Annotated in this window: 15 protein-coding genes; 10 read left to right on the top strand and 5 right to left on the bottom strand. The window is 47.7% G+C overall.

The features are described from left to right. Positions 1 to 22 precede the first annotated feature (22 nt). Positions 23 to 958: an alpha-E domain-containing protein gene (locus tag AC1DXC_RS01660; RefSeq protein WP_477457384.1), complete on the bottom strand. Its 936-nt coding sequence runs from the start codon at positions 956 to 958 to the stop codon at positions 23 to 25. Positions 959 to 1100: 142 nt separating this feature from the next. Then, positions 1101 to 2549, bottom strand: coding sequence for a circularly permuted type 2 ATP-grasp protein (locus AC1DXC_RS01655; RefSeq protein WP_477457383.1), 1449 nt, complete (start codon positions 2547 to 2549; stop codon positions 1101 to 1103). 776 nt (positions 2550 to 3325) lie between these two features. Between AC1DXC_RS01655 and AC1DXC_RS01650 the strand changes: the two genes are divergently transcribed. Further along, on the top strand, positions 3326 to 3661 hold the full coding sequence (locus AC1DXC_RS01650) for a hypothetical protein (protein ID WP_477457382.1): 336 nt from the start codon (positions 3326 to 3328) through the stop codon (positions 3659 to 3661). A gap of 160 nt (positions 3662 to 3821) precedes the next feature. Here the strand turns inward: AC1DXC_RS01650 and AC1DXC_RS01645 are convergent, their stop codons facing one another. Genes AC1DXC_RS01645 through AC1DXC_RS01635 form a run of 3 tightly spaced genes read right to left on the bottom strand, consistent with a single transcriptional unit; the run spans position 3822 to position 7375 of the window. After that, positions 3822 to 5480, bottom strand: a complete 1659-nt coding sequence (locus tag AC1DXC_RS01645; protein WP_477457381.1) for an FAD-dependent oxidoreductase — start codon at positions 5478 to 5480, stop codon at positions 3822 to 3824. A gap of 15 nt (positions 5481 to 5495) precedes the next feature. Beyond that, positions 5496 to 6899 carry an ATP-binding protein gene (locus tag AC1DXC_RS01640; protein WP_477457380.1) on the bottom strand — a complete coding sequence of 468 codons (1404 nt, stop codon included), beginning with the start codon at positions 6897 to 6899 and terminating at the stop codon, positions 5496 to 5498. Next, positions 6899 to 7375 (bottom strand): group II truncated hemoglobin, encoded by a 477-nt coding sequence (locus AC1DXC_RS01635; protein ID WP_477457379.1) that lies wholly within the window; start codon positions 7373 to 7375, stop codon positions 6899 to 6901. The genes AC1DXC_RS01640 and AC1DXC_RS01635 overlap by 1 nt, the downstream gene beginning before the upstream one ends. Positions 7376 to 7813: 438 nt before the next feature. On the opposite strand from AC1DXC_RS01635, the gene AC1DXC_RS01630 reads away from it, so the two are divergent. The 9 genes from AC1DXC_RS01630 to AC1DXC_RS01590 all read left to right on the top strand — a co-directional run bounded on the left by AC1DXC_RS01630 (position 7814) and on the right by AC1DXC_RS01590 (position 15981). Further along, the gene (locus AC1DXC_RS01630) at positions 7814 to 8173 is read left to right on the top strand and encodes an ArsR/SmtB family transcription factor (protein WP_477457378.1); all 360 of its coding nucleotides are present in this window, start codon (positions 7814 to 7816) and stop codon (positions 8171 to 8173) included. A gap of 191 nt (positions 8174 to 8364) precedes the next feature. Continuing rightward, entirely contained in the window at positions 8365 to 8841 is a 477-nt protein-coding gene (locus tag AC1DXC_RS01625) for a VOC family protein (RefSeq protein ID WP_477457377.1), read from the top strand. Between the two features lie 6 nt (positions 8842 to 8847). Beyond that, entirely contained in the window at positions 8848 to 9213 is a 366-nt protein-coding gene (locus AC1DXC_RS01620) for an iron chaperone (protein WP_477457376.1), read from the top strand. 7 nt (positions 9214 to 9220) lie between these two features. Next, entirely contained in the window at positions 9221 to 9715 is a 495-nt protein-coding gene (locus tag AC1DXC_RS01615) for an SRPBCC family protein (RefSeq protein WP_477457375.1), read from the top strand. A 66-nt stretch (positions 9716 to 9781) separates the two neighbouring features. Beyond that, positions 9782 to 10597, top strand: a complete 816-nt coding sequence (locus tag AC1DXC_RS01610; RefSeq protein ID WP_477457374.1) for a helix-turn-helix domain-containing protein — start codon at positions 9782 to 9784, stop codon at positions 10595 to 10597. A 75-nt stretch (positions 10598 to 10672) separates the two neighbouring features. Continuing rightward, complete coding sequence (locus AC1DXC_RS01605) at positions 10673 to 11050, top strand: VOC family protein (protein WP_477457373.1); 378 nt, start codon at positions 10673 to 10675, stop codon at positions 11048 to 11050. Positions 11051 to 11209: 159 nt separating this feature from the next. Further along, positions 11210 to 13633: an AsmA family protein gene (locus tag AC1DXC_RS01600; RefSeq protein ID WP_477457372.1), complete on the top strand. Its 2424-nt coding sequence runs from the start codon at positions 11210 to 11212 to the stop codon at positions 13631 to 13633. Positions 13634 to 13699: 66 nt separating this feature from the next. Beyond that, positions 13700 to 14305 carry a TetR/AcrR family transcriptional regulator gene (locus AC1DXC_RS01595; protein ID WP_477457371.1) on the top strand — a complete coding sequence of 202 codons (606 nt, stop codon included), beginning with the start codon at positions 13700 to 13702 and terminating at the stop codon, positions 14303 to 14305. A 128-nt stretch (positions 14306 to 14433) separates the two neighbouring features. Continuing rightward, positions 14434 to 15981 carry a DHA2 family efflux MFS transporter permease subunit gene (locus AC1DXC_RS01590; protein ID WP_477457370.1) on the top strand — a complete coding sequence of 516 codons (1548 nt, stop codon included), beginning with the start codon at positions 14434 to 14436 and terminating at the stop codon, positions 15979 to 15981. Positions 15982 to 16010: the final 29 nt, after the last annotated feature.

Raw genomic sequence — 16010 nt, 5'->3', positions numbered from 1 at the left:
GTATTTTTTCAAATTCAATTAATCAGGAGTTTGCAAAATAATATTCGTTGAGTGAGTTGCCAATTTTGTACAGGTCGTCTTTTATCAGCGTCAGAAACTGGTGTAGCCCCTGGTTGGTGATGCTTTTTACCGAACTGTATTTGATACTGCTCTGTAGCTTGCCTATCAGGAACGATATCTCGCGGTAATCGTTTACGTTGCTATTGTTTTTTAGCCGCTCGAAATATCGCTGTATGTTGTTTACCGAATAGATAACCGAGCGCGGGAAATCGTTATTGAGGATAATCTGCTCTATCACGTTTTGCGCCTCCAACCCGTCGCGGTAGGTTTTAAGGTACAATTCGTATCCGCCGATGGATAGCAGCAGGTGTTTCCAGTAAGTGATATCCGTAAGCAAGGTTGGATTGGCACTTGTGGGTTTGTATTTAATATCCAGGATATCGATAGATTGTATGGCCCGCTCCAGGTACTTGCCTATGTTCATGAAGCTGCGGCCCTGGCCACGTTCCATGGTAATTTCGGCGGTGCCGTAGTAAAGCATCACCTGTTTGATTACGATATCCAGCACGGTTATCGGGTCCTCCCGCTGCAGGCGGATATCAAGGTTAGGGTCTTTAACGGTATGGTAGTACTCGTTTAGGCACTGCCACAAATCCTTGGGGATATGCTCCTGCACGCTACGCGCATTTTCGCGGGCGAACGTGATGATGTTGAGGATGGAGTTGGGGTTGTTTTTATCGGTAACCATGTACCTTAAAACCGTGCGGCTATCATTGCCCAGGCGTTGTTCCAACTCTTCATCGTGCCCCGAAAATATGCGTATAACCGGTGCCCAATCGAATCCCTCGGTAGAATCCTGCGAGGAATTGTAGTTTATCTTCAGCATCCTCAGGATACCGTCGCTCCGTTCGATGTAACGGCTTAACCAATAAAAACTTGCTGCTACCCTGCTTAACATATGAGCCCCCTAGCCCCCTGAAGGGGGGACTTTTGATTAGTATTTTCTATTATTTCGAATAACATTTCTTGTCTCTTGATTCTAAAAGTCTTGCCTCCGTCCTTTAACTCCTACTCCCCCTTCAGGGGGCTGGGGGGCCGGGCTACGCCAGCACCCAGGTATCCTTGCTGCCGCCGCCCTGCGAACTGTTTACCACCAGCGAGCCCTCGTTCAGTGCCACGCGGGTTAGGCCGCCGGGCACTATCTCTATGCCATCGGGGCCGCAAAGGGCGTAAGGCCTCAAGTCTATACGGCGTGGCTGCAATACGCCGCCGATATAACAAGGCGCCGCCGAGAGGCTGATGGTTGGCTGCGCGATGAAGTTGCGCGGATCCTTCAGTATCTCCAGCTTATATTCTTCAATCTCTTCCTCGCTGGATGCATGGCCCATCAGCATGCCGTAGCCGCCGCTGCCATTCGTTTTCTTAACCACCATTTTGTTGATGTTCTTGAAAACGTGCTCGCGCTCGTCCGGGTTGTTCAGGCGGTGGGTAGGTACGTTCTTGAGGATAGGCTCCTCATTAAGGTAGTACTTTATCATATCGGGCACGTAAATATAGGTGGCCTTATCATCGGCCACGCCGTTGCCTATGGCGTTTACAATGGCTACGTTGCCTTTGCGGTAAGCACCCATCAGGCCCGCTACGCCCAAAACGCTATCCGGGTTAAACACCAGCGGATCTAAAAATTCATCATCCACCCTGCGGTAAATTACATCAATCTGCTGCAGGCCAGTAGTGGTTTTCATGTACACCTTGTGGTTGTTCACTACCAGATCCCTGCCCTCTACCAGCTCTACGCCCATCAGGCGGGCAAGGGTGGTATGCTCAAAATAGGCCGAGTTGTATATACCCGGACTAAGCAACACGATAGTAGGGTTACTTATTTGCCTCGGCGAAAGCGAAAGCAGGTTTTTGTACAGGATTGACGGGTATTCGGTAACGCTGCGCACGTTGCAATTAGGCAACAAATCGGGGAAGAGGCGTTTGGTTATCTCGCGATTCTCCAGCATATAGCTTACGCCCGATGGGGTGCGCAGGTTATCTTCCAGCACGTAAAAGGTGCCGTCGTAATCGCGTATCAAATCTATCCCGGCAATGTGTACATATACATCGTAAGGCACATCCAGCTGGTACATCTCGCGCAGGAAATGCGGGCAGGAGTAGATGATATCAATCGGCACGATGCCGTCTTTAATAATGAACTGGTTGTGGTAAATATCCTTAAGGAACAGGTTTAACGCTGTGAGGCGCTGCTTGATGCCCCGCTCTACGAATTCCCACTCGGCGGCGGTGATAATGCGCGGGATAATATCGAAAGGGAAAATCTTCTCTATGCCCTCGCCGCTGTTGTACACGGTAAAGGTGATGCCCTGGGTCATGAAAAGCCTTTTGGCTAGTTCTTCTTTTTTATTGAGATCATCCGGCGATTCTTTTGCCAAATAATCAATTACTTTCTTATAATGGTCGCGAACGATGCTTTTTTCGTTGTACATTTCGTCCCATACGCCGTTTATTAGATTGTATTTGTCAAAATGTTGCGATTGGTACATAAAAAACTCTCCCTTGTTGCCTAAAATATTGCCGGAACGGTCTATAAGATTGTAATAATAATCAAAAAACGCATTAAAGCCTTAATTTTTTTGGTAAATTATGAAAAAATTAAGGTAATTAATACAAGTTTAATATTTATCTCTCATTTTTTATCAAAAAAAGCAATTGTATTTGTAAAAAGTGCCAAACTTATTTATCCGCATAGCGGAAACAAACACCGGCTTTTGCGCAAGCAATCGCAGACGCATAAATAGATGAGGGTAAGTTAAAAAGAAAAATGCCCCCGGTCAAGGGGGCGTTTTGGCAAATAGATTAACGCTATGTTATTCTTCTATAACCTTTACTCCCTGGCTTTTGATCAACGCTTCTCCGCTATGCCGTTTTTCGATAAATCAAGTGACTATTTAATCAGCTCCCAAAATGCTTCAGGGCATCGGTCTACACCTATAGTTTGTAGAGTAATTTAAGTACTTTGCAGATATATATTATGCAAAACAGGCACCTGCCATTCGTCGGCGTTTTTGTTTTAATCAGTTTTTTGCTTTTGGTGGCCGTAACCATGACGGACCGCACTTGCGACGCTTTAAATTATTATAAATTAAACTAGGATTTTTTAGGGGACGTTAGTTCTCAATTTTGGGCGCTTGCCCTGTTTGCCGGCGGCGTGGCCTTATATTTCATTGTCACCCGTTTGTTTAAATGGGATAACGAAATTTTCAAATACGCCTATTGGGCTCTGTTGCCTCTTTTTGTATTCCATGGCGCAATATTAACAGTGAGGCACAATTTAAAAGTGGGGGCTACCGAGCAATCTATCTGCAGCAAAACCATCAGGGCAAAAAACCGTGGCGGCATGGTATCAACAAACTTAACGCTGAAGGAATATCAATACCTGCAGGAAAGCAGCGGTGAATTCCCCAACCTACCGCTAACGTCGAAAAATATTACTTTTTGGTTTAACGGAGGTGATTTTATCGGCGATTACACCCTCGAACTAACTTTTACCTGCAGCGTTATGGAAACCATAGATAAAAGTAAGGGATGGACTGTAAAAAACATCGATAGAAATTCGGGAACGAAAATGGTGAACTATTTTGATTTCGACCGATAACAAAACAGCCCTGTAGTTATTTTACCGGGCTGCTTTGCTATCGCGGGAACAAAAAAAATTCTGACCAAAAAAGGCACTAAAAGCTACCTTTTTTTGATGTATTGTTACAAAAACACGGAGATTTTCGACGGTAATTTTGGCGATTTTGCCGAAAACGCGCCTATATCTCCGCCAAATATTTATGCACGAAACTGATGGCCATAGAGCCTTCGCCCACGGCCGAAGCTACTCGGTTCATGGCGCCGGCACGTACATCGCCTGCGGCGAAAATGCCTGGGATGCTGGTCTCCAGCAGGTATGGATCTCGTTTAGATTTCCACATCTTCTCGAAGTCCTGGCAACTGTTCAGGTCCCGGCCGGTTTCTACGAAGCCTTTGTCATTTTTGATAACGGCTTTGCCTAGCCAATCGGTAAAGGGTTTGGCCCCGATGAAAATATACAGCGCATCGGCATCTTCGGTACGGGTTTCGCCATTATCCAGGTTTTTTATCACCAATTGTTGCAGGCGGCTCTCGCCTTTGGCTTCAACAATTTCACAGCAGGGAAGCAGGGTAATATTGCCCACGCCGGCAATCTGGTCGATAAGGTAGGACGACATGGTAGCCGCTAAGCTCTCCTTGCGTATCATGATATAAACGTGCCTGGCAAATTTGGAAAGATACATGGCCCCTTGCCCTGCTGAGTTACCGCCGCCTACGATGTACACATTGGCATCCTTGCAGCTTGCGGCCTCCGTCATGGCGGCACCGTAGTAGATGCCCGCGCCCGTGAATTTTTCGATGCCGGGCGTGGTCAGCTGCCGGTAATCAACGCCGGTGGTTATCACTACCGATTTGGTCACCACCTCGCTGTTATCATCCATCACCACGGTTTTATAATTGTCTTTCAGCCTGATTTCTTTTACCGATTGCGGCGAAAGGAAGTCTGTACCGAAACGGGTAGACTGTGTAATGGCGCGGCGCGTAAGGTCGGCACCACTTAACCCAGCCGGGAAGCCCAGGTAATTTTCGATGCGGGAACTGGTGCCCGCCTGGCCACCAGGTGCTTTGCGCTCAATCAGCAAGGTTTTCAAGCCCTCCGATGAACCGTACACCGATGCGGCCAGCCCTGCAGGGCCGGCACCTATAATCACTACGTCATACAGCTCATTTTTGGCAGATTGGCTCAAGCCAATCTTCGCCGCCACATCCCTTATGGCAGGGGTTTTCAGTAACGTGCCGTCGGCAAATATGATGGCGGGGAGGTGCTTCGCATCCAGCTTATTGATAGCCGAAAGTTTTTTCGCCTCTTCGGAATTGGCGTCCAGCCACAGGTAAGGCACCAGGTTTCCCGATAAAAACTCCTTAATATCGTGGGATTTCGGAGAAAATTGGTAGCCTATTACCTTTATCCCTTTGAAATCGGGGCGGTAATTGCCCTGCCAATCCTCCAGCATATCGGTTATGATAGGGTATAGCTTTTCCTCGGGCGGGTCCCAGGGTTTGGTGAGGTAGTAATCCAGCTTTACATCGTTTATTGCTTTGATGGCCGCTTCGGTATCGGCGTAAGCGGTGAGCAATACACGCTTGGCGTGAGGGAAAAAAGTTAAAGCCTTGCATAAAAAATCCACGCCTTCCATTTCGGGCATGCGCTGGTCCGATACGAACATCGCCACTACCTCGCCTTTGTTTTTCAGCTCCAGCAGGCTGTCTAATGCCTCTTTTACCGAAGTGGTGCTCAGGATGCGGTAGTCCTGCCGGTAGTGGTTCTTCAAGTCGCGCGTTATGGCCCGAAGTACCTGCGGGTCATCGTCAATAGCAAATATGATAGGTTGATCCATGTCTTTCTAAATAAATTAATCGTCGTTTATGGGGAAGCAGATGATGAACTCAGTGCTCCCCGGCACCGATTTTACCTTTACCGTGCCGTTATGCTGGCGTATGATGCGGGTAACCACATCCAGGCCCAGCCCGGTGCCCTTGCCCATATCTTTTGTGGTAAAAAACGGGTCGAATATCTGCGATTGCAGTTCTTCGGGGATACCGGGTCCGTTGTCTTTTATGATTATTTCTACAAACTGGCGGTCTTTTTTTGTTTTTATTTCCAGCAGGCCGCTGCCGTTTACTTCCATGGCATCTATGGCGTTGTCGATAACGTTGGTCCATACCTGGTTCAGCTCGCCGGCCATGGCTTTCACCTGCGGCAGGCTAAGGTCAAAATCCTCGGCTAATTTAATATTTCCTTTTTTAAGCTTATAATCGAGCATGGTGAGGGTGTTGCGTATGCCGGCGTGTATATCCAGCAGTTGCTTGTCGCTATCCCTATCCATGTGCGTAAACGTTTTTACCGAGGTAACCAATTGCGATATCCGTTGCGATGATTCTTTGATATCAGCAATCATCTTGGTGGCCAGCAGGTAATTGTTTACCCAGGCCAGTACGATTTCTAATTCTTCCGAAACCGGCGTGCAGGCATTCATATGATCCAGGTCCCCGGGCTTAAAATCAAAGTCGACCAGGTTTTCGGCAAATTCCAGTTTTTTTATTTCGTGGTCCATCAGCCAGTCGCTCAGGTCGTCTTCGCGGTCGGCTTTATCCATCATGCTTAGTACAGGCCTATCGGTTTGGTTGGCGCGTGTAACCAGCAGCTCGTTAATGGTATCTACCTTTTCGGGTGTCATGTTCAAGCTTACTATCGCTTTAAACATGGCCGGCAGGTTCTGTATTTGCGCGTTAAGGGATGATGCCCCCCGGCTGATGGCCGCCGCAGGGTTGTTAAGTTCGTGCGCCAGCCCGGCGGATAGCTTGCCAAGGGCAAACATCTTTTCGTTTTGCTGTTGCAACGAAGTAAAATCGCGTATGCGGCTGGTCATGGTGTGTACCAGCGCTTCGGTCAGTTCGTAATGGAGTTGGGTGGCTTCTTTTATCTTTTCGGCCGGCACCCTAAAAATACGTCCTTTTTTGGTGCACTCGCCAAAGCCGGGCGTTTTCTTGGCCCGCGAAAAGGGTAGGTAACCGGTAATGCCCTGCTCGCGGATCACGGCTACCTCGCGAAACTTCCCGTTCTGCATTACACATATACGTATGCGGCCTTCCAGTATAACAGAAGTCATGTTTACGGGTTCGCCCACTTCGAACATGCGCTGCCCCTCTTCCATCTCCACTATTTCGCCGTTATCTATAAACCATTGCAGTTGCACATCGGGCACTTCGGTAAGCACCGGGATGGCCTTTAAATCTTCTAAGGATATTGCGTTCATTATTCTTCGGGTATATAAGGGCCGCCTGGCACGCCCCATCCCCATTTGGGCATAGGCGCATCGTGCTGCAAAGGGTTATCGGTTAATTTGGAATTGATTACGGCTATGCGGCTGCCCCACTCCAGGTAAGCCACCAATGCCGACCGGAACTCCGGGTCGTCGGCCAGGCCAAGCTCGTCTACGCTTTGCAGCAGCAGGGCTATCCATCGCTGTCGCTGTTTTTCGGTAAGCAGCTTGCCTACGTGGTGCGCCACCATTTTTGCGTGGCTGCCATCATCGTCTTGCGTGTATAATTGTGGGCCGCCAAAAACTTCGGCGATAAAATGCGCTACGTGCTTGCTATGCACAGCCGACATGTTCTTGAACACGGGCTGTAGCAAATCATCGCGCAGCACCTTATCATAAAAAACTTCGGTAAGTTTTTCTAAGGCATCGTTGCCACCCACCCAGCTATACAAGGTTGGTATGTTTTTCATAGTCCATAAAATTAGTAATAAAAAAGGGTTGGTTGCAAGGAAGGGTTGTCTGAAAATATATCTTAAGCACAGTTATGGGATATGGCGAAGAGCGGTGGTAACATCTCGTTCGCCTATTTGACTCACCCCGGGTTCGCTCCGCTGCCCGACCCTCTCTAACTTCGTTAAAGAGGGTGAAGAGAATTAAGAAAAGAAAAAAATTGCAGCTTACCTTCTTTGCGAAGCAGAGAGGGTCGACGCACGAAGTGCCGTCGGGGTGAGTCAACTCGCGACGCGAATATAGACGCCAGGCTTGGGAGGCTCAACTGTTAAACCCTCGCTATACAACCTCCCCGCTCAATATCCCCCCTCTCAGAAATTATTTTCAAATAAATTTGCGTAAGCAATTGCTTACGTATTATATTTGTAAGCGAACGCTTACATAATTAAGAGGATTTGATGAGAAGAGATGTTTTCCAGGCAATTGCCGACCCAACACGTAGGGATATTATTAATTTGATAGCCTATAAACCGCTAAACTTAAATGCCATAGCCGAGAATTTTGAGGTGAGCCGCCCCGCCATTTCGCAACACATTAAAATACTGATGGAATGCGGGCTGATAGAAATGAAGAAGCAGGGCCGCGAACGCTACTGCGAAGCCAAACTTGGCCAGCTAAACGAAGTGGCACAATGGATAGAGCAGTACCGCAAGCTTTGGGCCGATAAGTTCGACAGGATGGACGAGATATTGGAAGAGTTGAAAAAAGCCCCTCCTAAATCCTCCCCGGAAGGGAGGATTAAAAAAGTAAACGCTTAATATCTGAACTCGAATTTTAAAGAATTTGCCGAATTCACAGAATTAATATAGGTGACTTTCTGCCCATTCCTCAAACTCGTTCAATTCGAGTTCAGAAATTGAGCCGCTTCCGGCCCGTTAAATGGTCGCATTAACACCCTGCCCGTACGGATATGCGGCAGTAATTTTGATAAACTTAAAACTAAAATATTATGCAAAAGATCAGTCCGTTTTTATGGTTCGATGGCCAGGTAGAAGAAGCCCTCGACTTTTACACCTCGGTTTTTAAAAATTCTAAAATAACAAATAAGCGCCATTTCCCGGGTGATACCCCCGAGCACAAAGGCAGAGTGTTTACCGCCACTTTCGAGCTGGAAGGCGTGGAGTTTATGATATTGGATGGTGGGTCTCATTATAAAATCGAGAGCCCTGCCATTTCCTTCTTCGTAAAATGCAAGGACCAGGCCGAGGTAGATGAACTGTGGGATAAAATTGCCGAAGAGGGTACGCCATCGCGCTGCGGCTGGATAACCGATAAGTACGGCGTGTCGTGGCAGATAATCCCTGATGCATTGGGCAAGTACCTTGGTGGCAGCGATGCTGCAGGTGCGCAACGAGCCATGCAGGCTATGATGAAAATGGTAAAGATAAACGTGGCCGAATTGGAGGCTGCTTATTACAACAAATAACCCATTATGAGGACTCCAAAAGACGTCGCGGAGTATTTCACATGGTTCCCGCAGGAAACACAGGATGCCATGAGCCTGGTAAAGGATGCCATATTAAAGGTAATGCCCCAGGCCGAGGAAAGCATTAGCTATGCTATGCCCACTTATAAGTACAAAGGGCTGCTGGCACATTTTGCTGCGTACGAACGTCATATCGGGTTTTACCCCGGCGCATTGGCTATAAAGGTTTTTGCGGATGACATTGCGGGTTATAAAAGCGCTAAAGGTTCGGTACAATTCCCGCTGGGTAAGCCGATGCCGCTCGACTTGATTACTCGCATCGTAGAATTCAGGCTGAACGAAAATTTAAAGGCACCAAGAAAAACTAAATAATACACCTATGGCAAGCAATAACGAAACCACCATTAAAGCCGAACCCGGCAAACAGGAACTATTCATCACCCGCGAGTTTGATGCCCCGCGCGAACTAGTTTTTAAAGTATTTACCGACCCTGAGCTGGTGCCCCGCTGGCTTGGCCCGCGCGAGTTGACTATGAAAATCGACAAATGGGATGCCCGCAGCGGCGGCCATTACCGTTATGTACACTCGGATGCGCAGGGCAATGCCTTCGGTTTCCATGGCGTAATGCACGAGGTAACAGCCCCTGAACGCATCATCCAAACCTTCGAATTTGAGGGCATGCCCGAGCGCGGCCATGTTTCACTGGAAATAGCCCGGCTGGAAGAGCTACCTGGTGGCCGTACCAAAGTTGTAGTGCAGTCCATTTTTTCATCCGTTGCCGATAGGGACGGGATGATACAGCACGGCATGGAGCGCGGCGTAAAAGATTCGCACTGGCGGCTGGATGAGCTTTTTGAAGAGATGGCAAAATAAAGCGATAAGGCTTTATGTGCAGATGCTTATATTTGATAACACCACAATATAAGCACCTGCATTGAAATGAACTATTATACCATCGCATGCAAACCAAACTTAAGCGCCTATGTGCGCTTTTTTTGGGTGCTGGAGTATGATGGCGTTAACCCGACCCGGCCATATACCCACCGTGCTATGGCTGATGGCTGCTGTGAAATGGTTTTCCATTACAAAGGCCGCTTTACGGATATCGCCGCCAACGGCACAAGCAACCCCTCCTTTACATCAGGCGTTGGCGGGCCTTCCCAAAGTTTCAGCAGGTTTCATACCCAGGAAGCCTTTGGCATTTTTGGTGTGTACCTTTACCCCTATGCGATTGCTGCCTTGTTTGGCGTGCCCGCGTCGGCTGTGGTTAACCAGCAAGTAGAACTTGCAGCTTTGTTGGGGCAAACCGGCAGCGATATTGAAGAAAAAATAATGCTGGCAACTGATAACTATCAGCGCACAGCCATCTTAACTGCCTTTTTTGAATCGCAATTAAACCGATATCATAAGGCGCCGCCGCCCGTTTTCAAGGCTATTAGCCATATCATCAAAAGCAAGGGAACGATTACGGTGGATGCCCTGGCGCAAAAGCATTTCCTTTCCACCCGGCAATTCGAGCGCAACTTTAAGGAGTTTGCGGGCTTCAGTCCCAAATTATACTCCCGCATTATCCGTTTCCAGGCTGCTATTGAAAAGTATAAGGATAAAAACCATTCGCTTACGCAGATAGCTTACGATTGCGGCTACTACGACCAATCACACTTTATTCATGATTTTAAGGAATTCTCGGGCTATCATCCCAAAACCTATTTCAATGGCAATAACGAGGGCACCGATTGGAAGGAAGCGGAATGATGTCGCGTTTTTCCAATTTTGGCCATGCCGACCGGGCTACTTTTGATGTATTATTTAATTAATCGACCAACAACAATGGAAATCCCAAAAGTACACCAGGCCATTATGCCCTACCTGATGCTGAAAAACGCAGCCGGTTTTATTGATTTTACCCAAAGAGTTTTTAATGCCGATGCGGGTATGAAACGCCTGCGCGACGATGCTGACACCATTATGCACGCCGAAATTATGATCAGTGGCAGCACCATCATGTTTTGCGAAGCCAGCGACCAATGGGCGGTAGCCAACGCAAACCTTTTTATTTACGTGGACGATGCCGACGTAACCTACAATCTCGCCATTGCTAATGGCGCATCTACCGTAATGGAACTAAGCGACCAGGATTATGGCCGTACCTGCGGCGTTACCGACCCATTCGGTAACACCTGGTGGATAACATCCATCAAAAAGTAGCAGCGATTTTCATCGCACCGAGGCTGCCACAAGGCGGCCTTTTTTGTTTTATGGAGTGACATTCCGGTTAGTTATGCTATATATACGTAATATGTTGGTTACCATCGCCTAAATCAAAACAAAAGAGGCCGATAACCTTTGTTACTTAAATATTGTGCAATGCCTAAGTGGTTAAAAATTTTATTGAAGATACTGGGAGCTTTGATACTGCTGTTCATCGTGACAGCAGTGGGGATAACCATTTACGTGGCCAACAACAAAGAGAAGGTGCTGGCGCAGGTCATCAAAAAACTCAACGAGAATTTGGATGGCACCCTTACCGTAGGCGATATCAAGCCGTCGTTCTTCAGCAACTTCCCGGATGTGTCGCTGGCATTGAAGGACGTGGTAATCCGCGACAGGCAGTTCGCCAGGCACCATCATACTTTACTGGAGTCGAAAAATTTCAATGTATCGGTAAATACTGCGGCGTTATTCAGGGGCGCTATCAGCATCAATAATATCGCCATCAACAACGCATCTATAGATTTGTACACCGATAGCACGGGCTACAGCAATACGGCGGTTTTCAAAAAGAACAAAAAAGACAGCATCAAAACAGAGGCTAATGAGGGCAATTCGTCAACCCAATTAAAAAAGTTCAGCCTTGCCAACGTAAACTTCACCATCAACAACCAAAAGGCAAACAAGCTGTTCAACTTTACGGTGGACCAGCTCAACGGTAAAATGAACTACCCCGATACCGGCTGGCACGCCGCCGTGCATTTGAACGTGTTGGCAAAAAGCCTTGCCTTTAATACCAAACGCGGCAGCTTCATCAAAAACAAGCAGATACAAACTGATTTGGAGGCCGGCTTTAACGAGAAAACCGGGAAGATTTCAGTAAAATCAAATAATTTCGATATAGGCGGCGATGTATTTGGCCTGAACGCCCTGTTTGTTACGGGCAAAGGCGATGATAGCTTTGCCTTCCATTTGGCAAACGATAAATTGCTTTGGCGCAGGGCATCGGCGCTACTCGCGCCTAATATCCAAAAGGTGTTAAACCGTTTCAACCTGGATAATCCCATAGGCGTGAAAGCCCTCATATCGGGCAGCTTTGGCGGTGGCGACCCTTACTTTTATGTTTCTGCCATAGTTGGTAATAATCGCCTTACTATTCCTGGTGCCGTGATAGATGATTGTAATTTCAATGCCGTTTTCACCAATGAAAATATCAAAGGCAAAGGTTTCACTGATGCCAATTCCATCATCCGGCTGGCAAAATTTAAGGGTAGTTATAGCCATTTGCCTTTTACCATTGATACGGGCAGTGTTGCCAACCTGGAGGTACCCATAGCAACCGGAAACTTTAAAGCGAATTTCCCCGTCACCAACTTCAACTATTTGCTGGGCAGCAAAGTGGCCAAATTTACCAAAGGCACGGCCGACATGAACCTACGCTACAAAGCCGATGTCGTTAACCTGAAACTAAATAAGCCCATAGTACAGGGCACTATCAACCTAAAAGATGTCAGCATCAGCTACATCCCGCGGAACCTTAACCTCAGCAACTCCTCTATATCTATGAATTTTATAGGAAACGATCTGCTGCTGAATAACATCCGCCTGCAAAGCGGAAAAAGCATCGTACGCATGGAAGGACAGGTAAAGAATTTCCTTAACCTTTACTACAGCGCGCCTGAAAAAATATTGATCGACTGGCAGGTTACCAGTCCGCAAATTTATCTGGCGGAGTTCATTGGCTTCCTAAACAGCACAAAACAATCGGCGGCGGCGGTTAAACGCCGCAACAGCGGTAACGTAGTAGAACAGCTGGCTACCGTACTGAACAGCGCAAGGGCCGATATGCATATGCGGATAAACGAACTGCACTACCGCAAATTTTTGGCCACCAATGTAACCGCCGATTTGCTGTTATCAGAAGATGGCATCCGTATAAACCAGGCTAGCCTGAAAACAGCTGATGGCTCGCTAAAACTGACCGGCAACCTGGTGCAGAAGCAAAAAGTGAACGATTTTATAGTTGCTACCACCATAAGCAACGTAAACGTAAGCAAGTTCTTCTATGCGTTCGATAATTTCGGGTTGACGGATTTGACCAGCGAAAACCTGAAGGGCTACCTTTCTGCAAGGACAAGCACCGTGGGCTCTATCACCAATACCGGCGATATCGTAAAGCATTCTATAAGAGGCAAGGTGCTGCTTAATTTGAAGGACGGCGCGCTATTGAATTTTAAGCCGATAAAGAGCGTTGGCAAATTTGCCTTCCCCTTCCGCGATTTGGATAACATTACGCTATCGGCACTCGATGCCGATTTCGATTTGATGGGCGACAAGATTATCATCAACCCTATGGAGATCAGCTCGAGCGTGCTCAATATGGATGTGGCCGGCGTGTACGGCTTAACCAACGGTACCGATATTGCGCTGGACGTACCCCTACGCAATCCCAAAAACGACGCGCAGATAACCGATAAGGAAGAACTGAAAAAGAAACGGTTCAAAGGCATCGTGTTGCACATACGCGCACATGAGGAAGAAGGCAAACTGAAAATAGGCTGGAACAAAAACCACAAGTAGCTTCTCTGGATTAGGCACATCTGAAATCTGCACATTTATTATCATACCAATTGGTATATTTGCAATATGGAAAGCAAATTATCCAAAGCAGAAAAAACCCGGCAGTTCATTATCGAAACTACTGCGGATGTGTTTAATACGAAGGGGTATGCGGGTACCTCCATGTCTGATATTACCGATGCCACCCGCCTGACCAAGGGCAGCATCTACGGCAATTTCGAAAATAAGGAAGATGTGGCCCTCGCCGTTTTCGACCATAACCATGCCAGGGTAAGGGCCGTAATAAAGCAGCAAATAGCGCAGGCAAGCACCTATTATGAGAAATTGATGGTTTACGTGAAGGTTTACGACCATTTTACCCGCACCAACTACTTCCCAAAAGGAGGCTGCCCCATTTTAAATACCGCCATAGAGGCCGACGACACCAATCCGCTGTTAAAAGAACGCGCCGCCAAAGCCGTACTCGATTGGAAAGAGCGGATACAGGAACTGATCAAAGAAGGCATCGCAGCTAAAGAATTCAAATACGATGTAGACGACTCGCGAATCGCCCTTTCGCTCATCGCGCTGATAGAGGGCGGCATCATGATTGCAAAAGTGACTGACAGCCAGGGTAATCTGAACCAGATAATGAAGACCGCCGAGCTGCTGATCAAAATGATACGCGTCTAAAAAATTTGACATAAAAAATACCGATCGGTATTTTTTATAGTGTAATATTGCGCCATCAAAACAAAGCATAAGTGCCCGTTTAAAATAGGATTTCACATCAAATAAAAAATACCAATTGGTATAATAATATGTCGCCCTTAAAAAGAAAACTACTCATCTTCACCGTTATCCTTGCCGCGATAATGGAACTGATAGATACCTCAATAGTGAACGTAGCCCTATCGTACATGAGCGGCAACCTGGGTTCCACGCTGGAAGATACTTCCTGGGTTATCACCTCCTATGCCATAGCCAACGTAATCATCATCCCCATGACCAGCTTCCTCACCGCCAAGCTGGGTCGCCGCAACTATTATATCGGCTCCATTATCCTGTTTACCTTCTGTTCGCTCATGTGCGGCCAGGCAAGCAGTTTGTGGGTACTGGTGCTGTTCCGCTTTTTACAGGGCCTTGGTGGTGGCGCACTGCTCTCGGTATCGCAGGCGGTAGTATTCGAGCTGTTCCCTAAAGAAAAACAAGGTGTGGCTAGCGCATTATTCGGCGTGGGCGTGTTCCTGGGGCCAACCATCGGGCCAACCCTTGGTGGTTTTATTACCGAGCAAATCTCCTGGCCATGGATATTCTATATCAACATTCCCATAGGCATAGCTGCCGCGGTATCTTGTTACTTCCTGCTTACCGAGGCACCTATTAAGGTCGTCGTTAAAAGCATCGACTGGACGGGCATCGCGTTGCTGGCCATTGGGGTAAGCACCCTGCAAACCGTGCTGGAGCGCGGCGAAACGGAAGATTGGTTCGAAACCAATTACATTATTTGGTTTACGGTGATAGCCATAATCGCTTTAACGGCATTCGTGCTTTGGGAACTGAAAACCCCGCATCCGGTAGTAAACCTCCGCGTGCTGAAAAGCAAAACTTTGAGCATCGCGGCCATCCTCACCTTTGTTACAGGCATAGGCATGTTTACTTCCGTATTCTTAACACCCGTGGTGGCGCAGCGCTTATTGGGCTTTACCCCTTCGCAAACGGGGCTGCTTTTGCTGCCCGGGGCAATACTGGCCATCATAGGCCTGATGGTATCCGGGACGCTTTTGCAAAAGGGCGTGCCTGCGGTGGCTATCATCGCGGTGGGATTTCTCTGCTTCATCTACTTTAACTGGCGCATGGTCCAGATAACGCTGGAATCGCCTGCGTCAGAAATAACTTTTACGCTTGTTTTCCGTGCACTGGGGTTGGCATTTTTAACCGTACCGCTAACCGCGCTGGCTATTTCTTCGCTGGATGCTAAGGACGTGCCGCAAGGCGCGGCACTCAACAACATGATGCGCCAGCTAGGCGGCTCGTTCGGTATCTCTATCATCAATACCTATTCGTTCCAGCGTATCGCGTCGCATCGGGTAGACCTCATTACCCATATCACCGCCACCAACAGCATCGTTACAGAACGGCTGAACAGGTACGTGGCCAACTTTCAAAGCCATGGCATGGGCCTGCAGGAAGCCAAACAGAGGGCCATGAAACTGCTTGACCTCACCGTAGTAAAACAATCAACACTGATGAGCTACCTGGATAGCTACCTGCTCATCGGCGCGCTATTCGTACTGGCGCTCCCGCTGCTGCTTTTCGTTTTGAATGCCAAAAAGCCCGTGCCGGGGGTAATCATATCCGATCATTAAATAAAATATCAATACATAACCAACAAACA

The organism is Mucilaginibacter sp. P2_D11 (genome assembly GCF_056404435.1).
This window is presented reverse-complemented; position numbering and strand designations above follow the sequence as displayed.